General features: G+C 70.9%; 14 protein-coding genes. 8 read left to right on the top strand and 6 right to left on the bottom strand.

Annotation, left to right across the window (positions count from 1 at the left end):
- Together OAW74_RS01805 and OAW74_RS01810 are read right to left on the bottom strand one after the other, a co-directional pair.
- Complete coding sequence (locus OAW74_RS01805; protein ID WP_262872620.1) at nt 1–990, bottom strand: acetylxylan esterase; 990 nt, start codon at nt 988–990, stop codon at nt 1–3.
- Nucleotides 991–1,027: 37 nt separating this feature from the next.
- Nucleotides 1,028–2,452, bottom strand: a complete 1,425-nt coding sequence (locus OAW74_RS01810) for a L,D-transpeptidase family protein (RefSeq protein WP_262872621.1) — start codon at nt 2,450–2,452, stop codon at nt 1,028–1,030.
- Between the two features lie 131 nt (nt 2,453–2,583).
- On the opposite strand from OAW74_RS01810, the gene OAW74_RS01815 reads away from it, so the two are divergent.
- The 7 genes from OAW74_RS01815 to OAW74_RS01845 all read left to right on the top strand — a co-directional run bounded on the left by OAW74_RS01815 (nt 2,584) and on the right by OAW74_RS01845 (nt 9,481).
- The gene (locus OAW74_RS01815; RefSeq protein ID WP_262872622.1) at nt 2,584–3,732 is read left to right on the top strand and encodes an ROK family transcriptional regulator; all 1,149 of its coding nucleotides are present in this window, start codon (nt 2,584–2,586) and stop codon (nt 3,730–3,732) included.
- 74 nt (nt 3,733–3,806) lie between these two features.
- Nucleotides 3,807–5,081, top strand: coding sequence for an extracellular solute-binding protein (locus OAW74_RS01820; RefSeq protein ID WP_262872623.1), 1,275 nt, complete (start codon nt 3,807–3,809; stop codon nt 5,079–5,081).
- Nucleotides 5,082–5,168: 87 nt separating this feature from the next.
- Nucleotides 5,169–6,125 carry a carbohydrate ABC transporter permease gene (locus OAW74_RS01825; protein ID WP_262872624.1) on the top strand — a complete coding sequence of 319 codons (957 nt, stop codon included), beginning with the start codon at nt 5,169–5,171 and terminating at the stop codon, nt 6,123–6,125.
- Nucleotides 6,122–7,018 (top strand): carbohydrate ABC transporter permease, encoded by an 897-nt coding sequence (locus OAW74_RS01830; RefSeq protein WP_262872625.1) that lies wholly within the window; start codon nt 6,122–6,124, stop codon nt 7,016–7,018. The genes OAW74_RS01825 and OAW74_RS01830 overlap by 4 nt, the downstream gene beginning before the upstream one ends.
- Nucleotides 7,018–7,938 carry an ROK family protein gene (locus OAW74_RS01835; RefSeq protein WP_262872626.1) on the top strand — a complete coding sequence of 307 codons (921 nt, stop codon included), beginning with the start codon at nt 7,018–7,020 and terminating at the stop codon, nt 7,936–7,938. Before OAW74_RS01830 ends, OAW74_RS01835 begins: the two co-directional genes overlap by 1 nt.
- Nucleotides 7,931–8,710 (top strand): glucosamine-6-phosphate deaminase, encoded by a 780-nt coding sequence (locus OAW74_RS01840; RefSeq protein WP_262872627.1) that lies wholly within the window; start codon nt 7,931–7,933, stop codon nt 8,708–8,710. The genes OAW74_RS01835 and OAW74_RS01840 overlap by 8 nt, the downstream gene beginning before the upstream one ends.
- A gap of 120 nt (nt 8,711–8,830) precedes the next feature.
- Entirely contained in the window at nt 8,831–9,481 is a 651-nt protein-coding gene (locus tag OAW74_RS01845; protein ID WP_262872628.1) for a hypothetical protein, read from the top strand.
- Nucleotides 9,482–9,800: 319 nt separating this feature from the next.
- Here the strand turns inward: OAW74_RS01845 and OAW74_RS01850 are convergent, their stop codons facing one another.
- From OAW74_RS01850 to OAW74_RS01865, 4 genes are all read right to left on the bottom strand, one after another.
- On the bottom strand, nt 9,801–10,895 hold the full coding sequence (locus OAW74_RS01850; RefSeq protein WP_262872629.1) for an ABC transporter permease: 1,095 nt from the start codon (nt 10,893–10,895) through the stop codon (nt 9,801–9,803).
- On the bottom strand, nt 10,892–12,412 hold the full coding sequence (locus tag OAW74_RS01855; protein WP_262872630.1) for a sugar ABC transporter ATP-binding protein: 1,521 nt from the start codon (nt 12,410–12,412) through the stop codon (nt 10,892–10,894). Before OAW74_RS01855 ends, OAW74_RS01850 begins: the two co-directional genes overlap by 4 nt.
- A 63-nt stretch (nt 12,413–12,475) precedes the next feature.
- Entirely contained in the window at nt 12,476–13,621 is a 1,146-nt protein-coding gene (locus tag OAW74_RS01860; protein WP_262872631.1) for a sugar ABC transporter substrate-binding protein, read from the bottom strand.
- A gap of 33 nt (nt 13,622–13,654) precedes the next feature.
- Complete coding sequence (locus tag OAW74_RS01865; RefSeq protein WP_262872632.1) at nt 13,655–15,130, bottom strand: aldehyde dehydrogenase family protein; 1,476 nt, start codon at nt 15,128–15,130, stop codon at nt 13,655–13,657.
- Nucleotides 15,131–15,313: 183 nt separating this feature from the next.
- Between OAW74_RS01865 and OAW74_RS01870 the strand changes: the two genes are divergently transcribed.
- Nucleotides 15,314–16,234, top strand: a complete 921-nt coding sequence (locus tag OAW74_RS01870) for a helix-turn-helix domain-containing protein (RefSeq protein ID WP_262872633.1) — start codon at nt 15,314–15,316, stop codon at nt 16,232–16,234.
- The last annotated feature ends 134 nt before the right edge of the window (nt 16,235–16,368 follow it).

Genomic DNA, 16,368 nt, shown 5'->3' on the forward strand with positions numbered 1-16,368 from the left:
TCAGGCACCCCGCACGGCGGGTCGGTGAACACTTGTCACGAACTCGGTCTGTCGCAGCCACTGGTGCGACTGCCCGCCCTCGTGCTCGTTGTGCGGGTAGACGGCGATCTGCTTGGTCGCACCGGCGTAGTGGTTGAACGCCGCGTACACGGTGGAGGGAGGGCAGATCGGGTCGAGCAGGCCCACCGAGAACAGCGCGGGGGCGGTGGCCCTGCGCGCCATGTTGACGCCGTCGAAGTACGACAGCGTCTCGAACACGCGGTCTTCTGCGCCGCGGTGCACCGAGAGGTAGCGCACGACCTCCTGGTAGGGGTCGCCGCCGGTCATGCCGACCGCCCGCTCGAAGTGGCACAGGAACGGCACGTCGGTGAGCACCGCCGTCACACCGTCGGCCAGCGCGCCGGCGGCCAGCGCGATGCCGCCGCCCTGGCTGCCGCCGACGACGGCGATGTGCTCCGTGTCGATGCCCGGCAGCTGCCGCACGGCATCGACGGCGCGCACGGCGTCGGTGAACACGCGCCGGTAGTAGTAGTCGGCGGGGCTCTCGATGCCGCGGGTCATGAACCCGGTCGACGACGGACCCGTGCCGTGGGGGTCGGGGGTGTCGCCGCCGCTGCCCCACATCGACCCCTGCCCGCGGGTGTCCATGAACAGGTGCGCGTAGCCGGCCGATGCCCAGCCGAGCCGCTCCACGGGCAGCCCGCGGCCGCCGCCGTAGCCGTTGTACTCGACGACCGCCGGCAGCGGGCCGTCGATGCCGACCGGCAGCGTGAGCCACGCCTTGATGGGATCGCCCGCGAAACCGGGGAAGGTGACGTCGAAGACCTCGAGGGTGCGGAACGGGGATGCTTCGGCCACCACCGTCACGTCGTCGCCGTGCGCGCGGGCCTCGGTCAGCGTGGTCGACCAGAAGTCGTCGAAGTCCGCGGGCTCGCGGACGTCGGGGGCGTAGGTCTCGAGTTCGGCGGGGGAGAGGTCGAAGCGCGGCACGCGTCTCAGCGTAGCGGCGCGATGGCCGCGACCGGGATCAGGCGTGCACCCACACCTCGGTGCCCACCGGCGCCCAGTCGTACACGAACTTCGCCACATCGACGGGCATGTTGACGCAGCCGTGGCTCATCGGGTGGCCGAAGTTGTTGTGCCAGTAGGCGCCGTGGAAGGCCTCGTCGCCGTTGTAGTACGAGATCCACGGCACGTTCTCGGTGAGGTAGCCGAACGACGGGCCGCCCATGTCCTGGATGCGCACCTTCGCGTAGATGCGGAAGTGCCCCTGGTCGGTCGGGGTGCCCGACTTGCCCGACGAGATCGCGTAGGAGCGGAACACCTTGCCGTTCTGGAAGAGGTAGGCCGTCTGCGTGCTCAGGTCGACTTCGAGGCGCCGCGCGTAGGCGGTCGTGTCGAAGGGCGTCTGGGCCACCTCGAGGCGGTAGACGCCGTTGCCCTCGGCCAGCTGCGCGGCGAAGCGCTCGGCCACGTGGTCGGTCGACAGCAGCTCGCGGCCCTCGACGCCCTCGACGTCGGTGCGCAGCACCTTGCCGTCGGTGTCGGTGATCGTGACGGCGTTGACGGCCTTGCGATCGACCTTCTTCGGGAGCCCGTCGACGACCTTCTGGATCGCACTCTGGTCGACGGCGATGTCGAAGCCGCCGCCGGTGGCAGGCGTCACGGTGATCCATGAGGCGGCCGTGGCGGCCTTGACCTTGACGGTGCGCTCCTTGCCGACATAGAAGCCGGCCTTCGAGATCGCCGTGTTCAGCTGGTCGACCGTCGCCTGTGCAGTCTCGGTCGTCGTCGCCGGCGTCACCGGCGCCTGCGTCGGGTCGACCTCCACCCGCGTCCGGCCGGCGTCGAACGCCGCCTGCAGCGCCTGCTGCAGGGCGCTCACGTCGATGCCCTCGCCGTCGACGGCGGGGGTCACGGCGTACTCGCCGGCGTCGGCATCGAAGGCGATCGTCGCATCGACCGGGTCGGTATAGAGCTCGGGGGCCGCGGCGCGCAGCACGGATGCCGCCGCCTCCGCGTCGACATGCACGTCGGCGTCGGTCGTCGCGTTCCACGCGGTGACGTTCCACATCGGGTGCTCGGCGAAGGCCGCGTCGGCGAGGGCCTTCGCGTCGACGCTCGCGCCGAGGTCGGCTCCGGTCACTTCGGCGTCTCCGCCGGCGCCGGTGAGCACGATGGTGGTGTCGGCCAGCCGGCTCTGGATGGCATCGGCGGCTGCCCCGGAGGTGAGTCCGCCGATACCCACACCGGCGACCGCGGTGCCCGGGGCCACCAGCACGAGCGAACTCGCGACCAGGCCGACGACGGCGACGGCAGCGGGAACACCGATCCACCAGCCCAGGTGGCGCTTCTTGGGTTCGGGCTCTGCGGGGGCCCACGCGTAGGTGGGCTCGGAGCCGTCGCCGCCGGGCGTCTCGCCCGACTCGGGCTTGGTGGCCAGATCGGTCACGCCTGCACCCCCCGGTTTCGCTGATGTGGTCACCCCATGGTAAGCGAGCCCCGATAACGATCGGGTAACCGCGTCGAACAGACGGATTTCAGGGGTTGCGGAAAGTATGTTCGTAAGGTGTACTAACAAACATGGTTCCGACGGAGGCGCAACACGACCGGTCGTTCGGGCGCACTCTGCGCCAGGGGCGCAAGGTGCTCCCCGAGCACGCACGCGGGCACAACCGCTCGCTCGTGCTGCAGACGCTCTTCCACGGCGGCGCCATGAGCAGGGCCGATCTCTCCCGTGAAACGGGGCTGACGCGCGTCACGATCTCCGACCTCGTCGCCGAGCTCATCGTCGACGGGTTCGTCGCCGAGTTCGGCATGCGCGAGGTCTCGGGCCCGGGAAAGCCGGCGATCCTGGTCGACCTCGACCGCGACGGCCACCGCATCGTCGGCCTCGACCTGTCGGGATCCGACACCTTCGACGGCGCCATCCTCACCCTCGACGGCGACATCGTCGCGCGTCGATCGGTGCCGGTGCCCGCCGACGCGCCGTCGGTGATCGACACCGTCATCGCGCTGGCCCGTGAGCTCGTCGACGACGCGCACGCCCCCGTGCTCGGGATCGGCGTCGGCACCCCCGGTGTCGTCGGCGACCGCGGCGTCATCCTCACCGCCCCCAACCTCGGCTGGGTGGGCTTCGACCTCGAGGGCGCGCTCTCGTCGGCCCTCGGCCTGCCGGTACTGGTGGCCAACGACGCCAACGCGGCGGTGCTCGCCGAATACACCTTCGGCGGTGCCGGCGACGACGTGCTGCTGGTCAAGGTCGGCCGAGGCGTCGGCTCGGGCCTGCTCTCGGGCGGCCAGCCGATGCGCGGCGCGCACTATGCCGCCGGTGAGATCGGCCACGTCACGGTCGGCACCGACGGCGGTCCCCGGTGCGTCTGCGGCAAGATCGGCTGCCTCGAGGCGTGGCTGGCGGTGCCGGCACTGTCGAGCCGGCTGGCGGCAGCATCCGCCGACGAACGCGAGGGAGTGCTGCGCGACGCGGGCGAACGCCTCGGCATCGCCCTGGCGCCCGTGGTCGGCGCCCTCGACGTGTCGGAGATCGTGCTCTCCGGCCCAGAAGAACTTCTCGGCGGACCCCTCGCGGGGGCCACCGCCGAGACGCTCCGAGCGCGCACGCTCGCCGAGTTCCACGACGGCGTGCGGGTTCGGATGACGACGCAAGGCCAGGACATCGTCCTGCGCGGAGCGGCCGTCATGGTCCTGTCCGGACAACTCGGGGTGTCGTAGCAGCAGGACGACCCTCATCCCCTGGGCGGGCCACCCGGTCCCTCCCAACACCACTGAGAGACGAAGGAACACACATGAACAAGAAGCTCGGAGCACTCGCGCTTCTCGGCGCGTCCGCCATCGTGCTCGCCGGCTGCTCGAGCAGCGGCACGCCCGAGGAGTCGGCCACGCCCGAGGCCGGCGAGATCCGCGTCTGGCTGGTCGGCACCGACACGCCGAAGGAGGCGCGCGAGTACCTGGTCGACACGTTCGCTGAGCAGAACCCCGGTTCGACGCTGGTCATCGAAGAGCAGCAGTGGACGGGCCTGGTCGACAAGCTCACGACGAGCCTGTCGTCCAACGACACCCCCGACATCGTCGAGATGGGCAACACGCAGGCCGCGGCCTTCACCTCGTCGGGTGCTCTCCTGAGCCTGGACGACATCAAGGCCGACCTCGGCGGTGATGACCTGCTCGACGGCTTCGTCGAGGCAGGATCCTGGGACGGCTCGCTGTACGCGGCCCCCTACTACTCGGGTGCGCGTGTCGTGTTCTACAACACCGACATGTACGACGAGGCCGGCATCGAGGTTCCCACGACGCTCGACGACTACGTCGCGGCGGGCAAGACCCTCGCCACCGAGCTCGACGGCGTCTCGGGCGTCTACTTCCCCGGCAAGGACTGGTACAACGCCCTTCCCTTCGTGTGGGAGAACGGCGGCGAGGTCGCGGTCGTCGGCGACGACGGCACGTGGGACGCGCAGCTGTCGAGCGACGCCTCGATCGCGGGCCTGACCCAGGTGCAGGACCTCATGGTCAACGCCTCGCTGGCCCCCAAGGACGGCGACGAGACCGAGTCGTGGGTGCCCTTCCGCACCGAGAAGGCGGCGACCCTGTCGGCTCCCAGCTGGGCCTACTGGTCGATCGTGGCCGATGAGGACGGCAAGGACACCGCCGTCGTCGACTCCACGGGCTACTACGCCCTCCCCGGCAAGGACGGCGGCGCCGCGCAGGTGTTCGCCGGCGGCTCGAACGTCGGCATCGCGGCGAAGTCGGCTCACCCCGAGCTCGCCAAGAGCGCGCTGGAGATCATGCTGAGCGAGGACTACCAGTCGATCCTCGCCGGCGCCGGCCTCGTGCCCGCCCTGAAGTCGCTGGGCAGCCAGGTCGCCGCGGCGACCCCGGAGCTGGCGACCGTGATCGCGGATGCCGCCGCCAACGCCAAGCTGACCCCCGCATCGCCCAAGTGGGCCGATGTCGAGGCCAAGGGCATCATGCAGGACCTCTTCGTCAACATCGCCAACGGCGGTGACGTCGCGGCCCTCGCAGCCGAGGCCGACTCGCAGATCGAGTCCATCCTCAACGGCTGATGACACCTCGGGGCGCCCCATGGGATCGTGGGGCGCCCCGATCCATGTCCACCCCACGAGCAATCCCACCCACGAAAGGAGCACGAGATGGCCAACGCGACGCTCACCGCTCCGGTGGCGAGCGACCCTGAGACCGCCCCCCGCCGCTCCGCCGGCCGCTGGCGAGTCGGCACCCCCCTCGCACTTCTCGCACCCTCCCTGATCATGCTGGCCGTCTTCATCGGCTGGCCGCTGATCCAGATGATCGTGATGTCCTTCCAGGAATACGGTCGTCCGCAGATCTTCGGAGCCCCCGCCGAGTTCGTCGGCTTCGACAACTACATCGCCGTGCTCACCGACGCCGAGTTCTGGACCGTGCTCGGCCGCAGCGTCGGCCTGTGCATCGCGTGCGTGAGCGCCACGATGCTGCTCGGCATGCTGATCGCCCTCATGATGACCAAGCTCGGCGGGGTCATGCGCACCGTCGTGTCGGTCGGGCTGCTGCTGGCGTGGGCCATGCCGGCTCTGACCGCGACCATCGTCTGGGGCTGGATCTTCGACACGCAGTACGGCCTGGTCAACTGGGTGCTCACTCAGCTGACCGGCACCGACTGGACAGGTCACAGCTGGCTGAGCGAGCCGCTGAGCTTCTTCACCGTCGCCGCCATCATCATCACATGGGGCGCCATCCCGTTCGTGGCCTTCACGGCCTACGCCGGTCTCACCCAGGTTCCCGACGAGGTGCTCGAGGCGGCATCCATCGACGGCGCCGGCGCCTTCCAGCGCTTCCGCTTCATCACGCTGCCCTACATCCGCTCGGTGCTGATGGTGCTGCTGATCCTGCAGATCATCTGGGACCTGCGCGTGTTCGCCCAGATCTACGCGCTGCAGACGATCGGCGGCGTCCGGGCCGACACCAACACGATCGGCGTCTACATCTACTCCGTGTCGATGGCCACCGGCGACCTCGGTGCCGGCGGCGCCATCTCGGTGATCCTCGTGATCATCATGCTGCTCATCTCGGCCTACTACATCCGGTCGATGCTCAAGGAGGACCGCTCATGAGCACCCTCACTGCGGCACGCCCCACGGCAGCCGCCCCCGCCCGCCCCCGCCGCGCGGGCCGCACCCGCAAGCGCGTCGGCAAGGTGCTGCTGAACATCGCCGCTCTCGTCGTGTTCGTGTGCTCGGTGTTCCCCGTCTACTGGATGCTGAACACGTCGTTCCTGCCGAACTCGGCGATCACCGCCGAGACGCCGCACCTGTGGCCGGACGAGTTCACGGTGGGCAACTACGTCAAGGCGTTCCAGAACGGCGGGTTCCTCCCGGCGCTCGGAGTCTCGCTGAGCGTGACCCTCATCACCGTCGCCGTCGCGCTGATGTTCGCGTTCTTCGCCTCCATCGCCGTCTCGCGCTACAAGTTCCGCAGCCGCACGACATTCATCGTGGCGATCCTCGCCATCCAGATGATCCCCGCCGAGGCGCTCATCATCTCGATGTTCCGCGTGCTCGACGGCTGGCACCTGCTCAACACGATCATCGGTCTGAGCTTCGTCTACATCGCCCTCGTGCTGCCGTTCACCATCTGGACCCTCCGCGGGTTCGTCTCGGGGGTGCCGGCAGAGCTCGAAGAGGCGGCCATGATCGACGGATGCAGCCGCACCGGCGCGTTCTGGCGCATCACGTTCCCGCTGCTCGCGCCCGGCCTCATCGCCACCGGCGTGTTCGCCTTCATCCAGGCGTGGAACGAGTTCGTCTTCGCCCTCGTGATCATGACCAGGCCCGAGGCGCAGACGCTGCCCATCTGGCTGCGCTCCTTCGTTCAGGCCACGAAGGCGACCGACTGGTCGACGGTGATGGCGGCATCCACTCTGATGGCCATTCCCGTGATCGTCTTCTTCCTGATCGTTCAGCACCGCATGACCAGCGGACTCGTCTCCGGGGCGGTCAAGGGCTGATGAGAGTCGGACTTGACGTCGGCGGCACCAAGACCGACGCCGTGCTCGTCGATCGCGGGGGAGAGGTCGTCGCCCGCGTGCGGCGCGCCACCGGGTTCGGCCCCGAGGCCGTCGTGCAGACCATCGTCGGCGCCGTCGACGAGCTGTCGGCGGAGGCCGGAGCGCCCCGCATCCGCTCGGTCGGCATCGGCATTCCTGGGCAGGTGGAGCTGGGCTCGGGCAGAGTCGTGCACGCCGTGAACCTCGGGGTCGAGAAGCTCGATCTCGCCGAGGCCGTCGGCGGGATGCTGGGGCTGCCGGTCGGCGTCGAGAACGACGTCAAGGCGGCCGCGCTCGGGGCGTACTCGCTGCACGGCGCGCGCGGATCGATGGCGTACCTCAACCTCGGCACCGGGATCGCAGCGGGGATCGTGACCGACGGGCGCCTGTATCGGGGCGCCCGCGGAACCGCCGGCGAGGTCGGCCACATCTCGGTCGACCCGCACGGGCCGCTGTGCCGGTGCGGTCAGCGCGGCTGCATCGAGGCGTTCGCCGGCGGCGGCGCCATCGCCGCCCGCTGGAGCCGCGCGTCGGCGCTGCCGGTGCGCGACGTGTTCGACGCGGCCGAGGCCGGCGACCCCGAGGCACGGGCGCTGCGGGAGGGGCTGGCCTACGGCGTCGCCTCGGCCGTGCGCGTGCTCGTGCTGACCGCCGACGTCGATGCGGTCGTGTTCGGCGGCGGGCTCACCGCCCTCGGCGACCGGCTCGTCGACGACGTGCGCGCGGAGCTCGCCGCAAGCGCCGAGGCATCGGGATTCCTGCGTTCGCTGCGGCTGGGGGAGCGGGTCGAGCTGCTGCCCGCAGGCTCTGCCGCAGCCGCCATCGGCGCCGCGCTGGTCGGCGCCGCCATCGAGCCCGAGGAGGCACTGACCCATGGCTGAGATCATCATCGTCCCCGACGAGGCGGCAGGAGGCGCGCTCGTCGCCGACGAGATCGTGCGGCTGATCACCGCGACGCCCGACGCGGTGCTGGGGCTCGCGACCGGCTCGACGCCGGTGCCGGTGTACGCGGCGCTGCGCGAGCGCATCGGCGGCGTCGACGTGTCGCGCGTGCGCGGCTTCGCCCTCGACGAGTACGTCGGCATCGACCCCGCCCACCCCGAGAGCTACCGCTCGGTCATCACGCGCGAGGTCGTCGAGCCGCTCGGGCTCGACCCGGCACTCATCCGCACTCCGAACGGGGCGCTCGAGGGCATCGCGCACGCCGGCGACGACTACGAGGCGGCCATCACGGCGGCCGGCGGCATCGATCTGCAGATCCTCGGCATCGGCACCGACGGCCACATCGGCTTCAACGAGCCCGGCTCGTCGTTCGCCTCGCTCACCCGCGTGAAGACCCTCACGCAGCAGACCCGCGAAGACAACGCGCGCTTCTTCGACTCGATCGACGACGTGCCGCTGCACTGCATCACGCAGGGCCTGGGCACCATCATGCGCGCCCGCCATCTCGTGCTGCTCGCGTTCGGCGAGGGCAAGGCCGAGGCGCTGGCGGGAGCCGTCGAGGGCCCCGTGAGCGCGTCGCTCCCGGGGTCGGCGATCCAGCTGCATCCGCACGTGACGGTCGTCGTCGACGAACCGGGCGCCGCGCGCCTGGCCCACGCCGACTACTACCGCTACGCCCTCGCGAACAAGCCGGCCTGGCAGGGGCTGTAGCCCCGCCTTTCCCGCGACTTGGCAGCTGTTGCCGCTTGTGGGGCGGGGCGAGCGACGGGCGCTGCCAACTCGCGGGGGCGTGAGCGGCGAGTTCCGCGGCGTGCTCGGTAGCCTTCGGGCATGACGGATGCTGCGACCTCCACCCGACGCGTGACCACCTGGATCGTCGCGGGAGGCCTGCTGCTGCTCGTCGCCGCGCTGGGCATCGTATCGGCGGTGCTGGCCGCGTCGTACGAGGAGCCCGACATCCGCGCTGCGCTGTGGATCGATCTCGCCGCGGCGGTGGTGCTGGCGGTGGCCTGCGGGCTCTACGCGTTCGGGCTGCGCCGCGGCGAGAGCGCGGTGGGGCGCCGGCCGTTCGGCGTCGTGGCGCTCGTGCTGCTGGCGGTGTGCCAGGTGGGCTACACGCTGTGGTGGATGTCGCCCGGCGGGTACGGCGCCGGTGTCGGCGCGGCGGTGACGCAGGCGATGATCCAGCTCGTGATCGCGGTTCTCACGCTGCTCGCGGTGATCGCGGTCGCCACGGCCCGCGCCGTGCCTGGGCGGTGGCGGTGGATGCCGCTGATCGCGTGGGGCGCGTGGATCGTGCTCTGGCTGCTGCTGGGCACGGTGCTCGTGATGGTGCTGCCCGCCTCGGGCGGCATCCCCTGGCTGGGTGTGCTGCTCGCGCTCGTCTTCCCCGGTTCGGTCGGCGTGGCCTCGATCGTGCTCGGGCTGCGGGGTATGCCGGCCGCCGCGCCGGAGGCGCCAGCATCCGCCTCCGCCGGCTGACCCGGCGGCACCTTCGGCCTCAGGCGCCTGCGGTCGCAGAACCTGCGGTCTGGGGGTCGGAACGCCGCAGGTTGTGTGACAGGAGGATGGCGCGAGTCGCAGAAGCTGCGCCTTTGCCCGCTCGAACCCGCAGGTTGTGCGACCTGAGGGTGTGGCCGGTCGCGGAAGATGCGGTTGGGGCGGCGCTGACCCCGCAGGTTGTGCGACCGCCGGAAGGGGCGGTGCGGGATGGGGCCTCCCGAATCCGCAGGTTCTGTGACCGAGCACGGACGCCGGTCACACTATAGGGTGACCCGCGGTCGCCGGGCGGCAGAGGGCGTCACCGTGCGGGGGTGGAGCGCGACGGCTCCGACGATGGCGAAGCGGATGCTGACGCCCCCGCGGCCGACGCCGCAGGGTCGACGGCCGCGCCGCGGGCCTTGCGACCCCGCAGCGCCCGGTCGATCGCAGCTCCGCGGCGCGAGGTCTTCTCCCACTGTGACAGAGCGACGGCCAGCAGCAGCGACACCCCGTAGAACAGGTCGTTGACCCACCGCGGCGACCCCGCCAACTGCAGGCCCTTGATGCCGACGGCCAGCACGTACATCGCCACGATCGTGCCGAGCACGTTGAACCGGCCGCCCTTGAACTGCGTCGAGCCCAGGAACACCGCAGTCAGCGCCGGCAGCAGGAAGCTGGGACCGACCGTCGGGTCGCCCGCGTTGAGGCGGCTCGTGAGCAGGGCTCCGGCGAGGGCGGCGAGGGCGCCACCTGCGACAAGGGTGCCGATGCGGATGCGCTCGACCTGCACTCCCGCCAGGCGCGCGGCGTCGGGGTTGAAGCCGACGGCGTACATGCGGCGGCCAGAGGGCGTGCGCTCGAGCACGTACCAGGTGACGAGGGCGACGCCGGCGAGCGTCCACACCGGCACCGTGATGCCCAGGAACGACGCCGTCGCGATCTCGCGGTAGGCGGGGTCGAGCCCGAGGATCTGCTGGCTCCCAGAGACCCACGCCATGCCCGCGAGCAGGATCGAGCTCATGCCGAGGGTCGCGATGATCGGCTCGACCTTCAGGCGGGTGATCACGAGCGCCGTGACGAGCCCGATGAGGGCGCCGGCGACGAGCACGGCCGGCAGCTGCAGGGCGATCGGCAGGCCCGCCTTGCCCAGCATCCACGCCGACAGGATCGCCGAGAAGCCCACCTGCGCGCCGATCGCGAGGTTCAGGGAGCCCGCCACCAGGGGGATGAGCGCCGCGATCGCGGCGATGCCGGTGAGCGCCTCGGCGTCGAGCAGCGAACGCCACACACCGGGCTGGAGGAACTTCTCGGGGATCCAGATCGAGAAGACGACGAACAGGACGATGAAGATGTAGATCGCGCTGATGTTGCGGAACGACAGGGCGCGCAGGATGTCGGCACGGGCGGTGCTCACGGGTGCTCCTCGGGGGCGGGGACGGATGCGGGGGAGTCGGGCAGGCCGTAGCCTTCGGCGATGAGGCGGTGCTCGGTGAGGTCGGAGCCTGCGAGCACGGCGGCGGCGCGGCCGTCGCGCATGACGACGACGCGGTCGCAGACGGCCAGCAGCTCTTTCGCGTCGGACGAGCTGACCAGCACGGCGGTGCCGCCCTCGGCACCGCGGGCGATGGCGTCGTAGATCGTCGCCTTGGCGCCGATGTCGACGCCCTGCGTGGGTTCGTCGAGCAGCAGCACGGCCGGGCGGTCGCGCAGCGACCGGGCCATCACGATCTTCTGCTGATTGCCGCCGCTGAACAGCGAGATGCGCTGCTCCCCCCGGCCGGGCCGCACGTCGTAGTCGGCGAGGAGCGCGTCGACCTCGGCGCGCTCGCGGCGACGCGAGATGAGCCCGAGCGGCCCGGTGAGGGTCTTCAGCTGCGGCAGGGTGAGGTTCTCTCTGGCCGACAGCTCGCGCACGACGCCCAGGTGCGCGCGGTCGCCCGGCGCGAAGGCGAGCCCGCGGCGCAGGCTCTCGGCGGGCGAGCGGCGCGGGTAGGGCGCTCCCGCGACGGCGAACGCGTCGGCATCCGCCTGGATCGCCCCGTACAGCAGCGCCGGCACGGCCTCGCGGCCCGAGCCCAGCACTCCGGCGACGCCGACGACCTCGCCGGGCTGCAGATCGAGGTCGAGGTGCGCGACGCTGCCGCCGCGGAGCCCCCGCACCGACAGCGCGGCGTCGCCGTCGCGGCGGTGCGAGCGGTGCTGTTCGCGGGAGAGGGATGCGGCATCCGCCCCCGTGATCAGCTCGATCAGCCGCGACTCGCCCACCTCGGCGACGGGCGCGTCGGCGACCTTTCGGCCGTCGCGGAGCACCACGATGCGGTCGGAGAGGCTCAGCACCTCGTCGAGGCGGTGCGAGACGAACACGATGCCGGTGCCGGCGGCGGCCAGGCGCCGCACGGCCTCGAACAGCACCTCGACCTCGCCGCGGTGCAGCGACTCGGTGGGCTCATCGAGGAAGAGCACGTTCGCGCGATGCGTCCAGCCGTCGAGGGCCCGGCTGATCGCGACGACGGCGCGCTGCGCGGGAGTCAGCCGGCGCACCGGCACGTCGACGTCGAAGACGGGGCCGAACTGCGCGACGAGCTCGCGTGCTCGCGCATTCGTGTCGCGGTCGCCGTATGGTGCGACCGCGGACAGTCCCGTCCCTCGGCGCAGCGCGAGGTTCTCGGCGGCGGTGAGGTCTGCGATGAGCCCCAGGTCCTGGTGGATGAAGTGCAGCTCGGCGCCGCCGTCGAGCGAGACCGTGCCGGCGTCGGACGAGTAGACGCCGGCGAGGATCTTGACGAGCGTCGACTTGCCCGACCCGTTGTGGCCGACGACCGAGACGATCTCGCCGGGGTGGACGTCGAGGTCGACGCGGTCGAGCGCCGTGAGGCCGGGGAAGGCCTTGACGAGGCCCTCGACGCGAAGGAGGGGGCGTTTCTCAGCCACGGGGTGCTCCTGTCGGAAGGGGGTGGGGAGGCGCGAGGCGGGCGCCTCCCCACCGCTGGGGGATCAGTCGACGAGCCAGTTGGCCGCGAAGCGGTCCTGGTAGTCGGCGATCGCGACGTAGCCGACCACCGGGTCTTCCGGCGCGTTGGCCTGCTCGGTGACGCGGGTCAGGGTCGAGGCACGGGTGGCCACGTCGGGCCACTCGTAGTCCTGGCCGCCCATCTCGCGCAGCAGCTGGTCGAGCACGGTCCACATCATGAGGTTCAGGTCGACCGACAGCGTCGCGTCCTGGTCTCCCGCGGCGACCTGCTCGTTGTTCGGCGGAGCCGTCCACATGCCGATGCCCGGCACGTCGATGCCGGCGAGCTCGAGCTTGGACGGCAGACCGATCTGCACCTCGTCGACGGCGGCGATGAAGTACTCCGTCTGCGGGTTCGCCTGCAGGTCGCTGATGACGCGGTCGGCCGCCGTCGAGCCGAGCTCGGCGATCGGGATGTCGACGACACGCAGCTCGCACTCGGGGCAGAGCTCGGCGACCTTGGACTGCGCCCCCTCCAGTTCGTACTTCGAGAACGGGAACTCGGGCACGTTGTAGAAGACGAGGTCTTCGGCGCCGCCCGATCGGGCGATCGCCGCGGCACCCAGCACCTGCCCGTTCGTGGTCATCCACTCCGGGCCGTTGAAGGCCTCGGGCAGCCCGTACTCGACGGTGTTCATGACCGAGCCGCTCACGATCGGGATGCCGAGGGCGTCGAGCTGCTCGATCTGCGACTCGAAGAAGATCGGGTCGAGGGTGATGTTGATGACGCCGTCGGGGGCGAGCTCGACGACCGTGTTCATCGCCGTGTTGACGCTCTGCGCGTCGCGGCCGGTCTCCACGCGTTCGAGCTTCAGGCCGAGGAGCTCGGCCGGAGCCTGCAGGTTGTTCCACATCACGGCGCTGACGGGCGTGCCCACGTCGAGGTACACGACGTGCGCGCCCTCCTTCACGGGAGCGTCCAGCGGCTCGTCGATGAGGAGGTTCTTCTCGCCCTCGCCGTTCCACGGAACGAGGAACTCCTCGGCGGCGGCGACCGCGTCGGAGCCGGCGGCGCCGGCATCCGCCGAGGTCTCCTCGGGCTCAGAGCCGCCCGAGCATGCCGTGAGCAGCAGCGCTCCGGCGGCCACGAGTGCCGCGGCGCGGGTCTTGCGGATCGATCGTGAGTGCATCGTCGCACGTCCTTTCATCGGGTGTTGCAGGGTTCAGAAGGGGTACTGTTGAATGCGGGACTGCACCGTGACCCACTGGGTGTCGGTGAAGGCCTCGATGTTGGCCTCGTGGCCGCCGAAGCGGGCGCCGGTACCGGAGTGGCCGGTGCCGCCGAACGGGGCCTGCGCCTCGTCGTCGACCGTCTGGTCGTTGATGTGCAGGATGCCGGTGGAGATCTGGTCACCGAGTTCGAGGGCGCGGAACGCGTCGCCGGCGAGGATCGCGACCGACAGGCCGTACTCGCTCGCGTTGACGAGGTCCACGGCCTCGTCGATGTCGTCGAAGCGCAGCACGGGAGCCACGGGGCCGAAGATCTCCTGCGTGAAGGCGGAGTGGTCGCTGCGCACGTCGCCGAGCACCGTCGGCTGGTAGAACAGCTCGTCGTACGTGCCGCCGGCCAGCAGGCTCGCGCCCGCTGCGAGCGTCTCGCTCACGATGCCGTGCACGCGGTCGCGCTGCTTCGCGTCGATGATCGGGCCGAGGGGAGCGCCGGTGGCGGGGTCGGCCGCGACGAGCGCCTCGGCCTTCGCGGCCAGCAGCGCCGTGTACTCGTCGTAGATGTCGGCGTGCACGAGGTGTCGGCCCGTGGTCATGCAGATCTGCCCCTGGTGCAGGAACGATCCCCATGCGCCGGCGGATGCTGCCGCCGCCACGTCGACGTCGGGCATCACGATCATGGCGTTGTTGCCGCCGAGCTCGAGGTGCGCGCGCTTGAGCTGACGTCCCGCGCGCTCGCCGATGGCGCGGCCCGCCTGCGTCGAGCCGGTGAACGAGATAACGGGCACGGCCGGGTGGTCGATGAGCGCCGTGGCGACCTCGACGCCGCCGGGGACGACGGCGAAGAGGCCCTCGGGCAGTCCCGCCTCTTCGAGGAGGGCCGCCAGGAACAGTCCGCCGGCGATCGAGGTGCGAGGGTCGGGCTTGAGCACGACGGCGTTGCCGAGCGCGAGCGCCGGGAACACCGAGCGGGCGGCGAGGATTGCCGGGAAGTTGAAGGGCGAGATGACCCCGACCACGCCCACGGGGCGCCGGCGGGCGAGGCTCAGCCGCGGGTGCGACGAGGTCAGCAGCTGCCCGTAGGGCATCGTCGCGGTGGCGGCCGCCTGGTGCAGTTCGCTCGTGACCAGCCCCACCTCGAAGGCGGCCTTGCCCTGCGCGGAGCCCGCCTCGTCGACGAGCCAGCCGGCGAGGGTCTCGCCGCGCTCCTCCAGGAGGGCGGCGGCGCGGCGCATGACCGCGGCCCGCTCCTGCGCGGGGCGTGCCGCCCAGTCGTGCTGCACAGCATCCGCCCGCTCGATCGCGTCGATCATGTCTGCGGGGCCGCCGATGCCGATCTCGGCGATCGCGTCGCCGGTGGCGGGCGAGGTCACCGTCGCGGTGCCCTCGAAGTGCACCCAGCCCCCCACATATCCGCGGCCGTTCCAGGTCTCCTGTGCGAAGAACGTCATCGTGTCTCCCGTCTGCTTCATCGCTGCAGGCAACGCTCTCAATCGGCGCGTGCGGTCGACCCGGCGTTTCGTGCACCGGGACCGGCGTTTTGTGCACGGCGGCGGATCGGCGTTGTGTGATCGGCGTTTTGTGCACGGCTCGACGACCCCGGTTCTGCCCAGGGGAGGGCTCGGCTATCGTGGACAGCCACGTAGGAGGCGAACGTGGATGTTCTCGAGGCTGAGAGCGCCGACGACTGGGAGACGGTCGTGAGCGGGTGCTTCGTCCCGCTGCGCTGCGCCGGATTCGAGGCGCGGTTCACCGGACGCATGGAGCACGTCGCCCTCGATCCTCGGCTGTCGGTGTCGATGGTGACCACGTGCGGCACGAGCGCCGACCGCACCGAGCGCCTGGCCGACCGCGCCAACAGCGACGACATCCATCTGTCGCTGCAGCGGTCCTCCAGCGGCACCGTCGTCGCCGACGGGCAGTCGGCCTCGGTGCGGAAGGGATCGGTCACCGTCTACGCGACCGACCGCCCCTACTACCTCGACTACTCGCGCCCAGATCAGCAGCAGCTGATCGTGCAGGTCTCGCGGCGCTCACTGGGGCTGCCGGTCGAGATGATCGAAGACGCCATGCGGCGCCTGGCTCTGCCCGACGGCTGGCGGGCGCCGGCCGCGCGCAACCTCTTCTCCTATGCCGCCGTGACCCTCGAAGACGCCCGCGAGTCGACCGCCGAGACGATGCGCGACCTCGCCTCCGTCATGATCCGCTCGTCGTTCGGCGAGGGCAGCGGCGTGCCCAGGACCTCGGGAGGCCTGCGGCATGCCGTGCAGGAGTACTTCCGCATCCACGCGACCCGCTCGGGCATCGACATGGACCAGATCGCTCGCGAGCACTTCGTCTCGCGTCGTCGGCTCTACCAGGTGTTCGAAGAGGTGGGGCAGTCGCCGGCCACCTTCCTGCGCACCGAGCGGCTGCGCCGTGCCCGGCGGCTGCTGAGCGACGCGCCCGATCGCACGATCGAGTGGATCGCCTACGAATCGGGCTTCCGCGACCTCACGACCTTCACGCGGGCGTTCCGCCGCGAGCACGGCTGCACGCCGCGCGAGTGGCGCTCACAGGCGACCCTCGCCGCCTGACCGTCTTTCCCCTCCCGCAAGTTGGCAGCTGTTGCCGTCTGCGAGGGGCGGGAGGCGGCAGAAGCTGCCAAGTTGCGGGGTGATGATCGCCGCTGCCCCCGCCGCTTGCGACCGCGGGCCGTCTTCACCTCCCG

This window comes from Microbacterium fluvii, assembly GCF_025515205.1.
Classification (GTDB): Bacteria; Actinomycetota; Actinomycetes; order Actinomycetales; family Microbacteriaceae; genus Microbacterium; species Microbacterium fluvii.

Bases quoted from the DNA above. Each gene is read 5' to 3' on its own strand.
- OAW74_RS01815 (WP_262872622.1), top strand. From the start codon at position 2,584: ATGGTTCCGACGGAGGCGCAACACGACCGGTCGTTCGGGCGCACTCTG.
- OAW74_RS01820 (WP_262872623.1), top strand. From the start codon at position 3,807: ATGAACAAGAAGCTCGGAGCACTCGCGCTTCTCGGCGCGTCCGCCATC.
- OAW74_RS01825 (WP_262872624.1), top strand. From the start codon at position 5,169: ATGGCCAACGCGACGCTCACCGCTCCGGTGGCGAGCGACCCTGAGACC.
- OAW74_RS01830 (WP_262872625.1), top strand. From the start codon at position 6,122: ATGAGCACCCTCACTGCGGCACGCCCCACGGCAGCCGCCCCCGCCCGC.
- OAW74_RS01835 (WP_262872626.1), top strand. From the start codon at position 7,018: ATGAGAGTCGGACTTGACGTCGGCGGCACCAAGACCGACGCCGTGCTC.
- OAW74_RS01840 (WP_262872627.1), top strand. From the start codon at position 7,931: ATGGCTGAGATCATCATCGTCCCCGACGAGGCGGCAGGAGGCGCGCTC.
- OAW74_RS01845 (WP_262872628.1), top strand. From the start codon at position 8,831: ATGACGGATGCTGCGACCTCCACCCGACGCGTGACCACCTGGATCGTC.
- OAW74_RS01860 (WP_262872631.1), bottom strand. From the start codon at position 13,621: ATGCACTCACGATCGATCCGCAAGACCCGCGCCGCGGCACTCGTGGCC.
- OAW74_RS01865 (WP_262872632.1), bottom strand. From the start codon at position 15,130: ATGAAGCAGACGGGAGACACGATGACGTTCTTCGCACAGGAGACCTGG.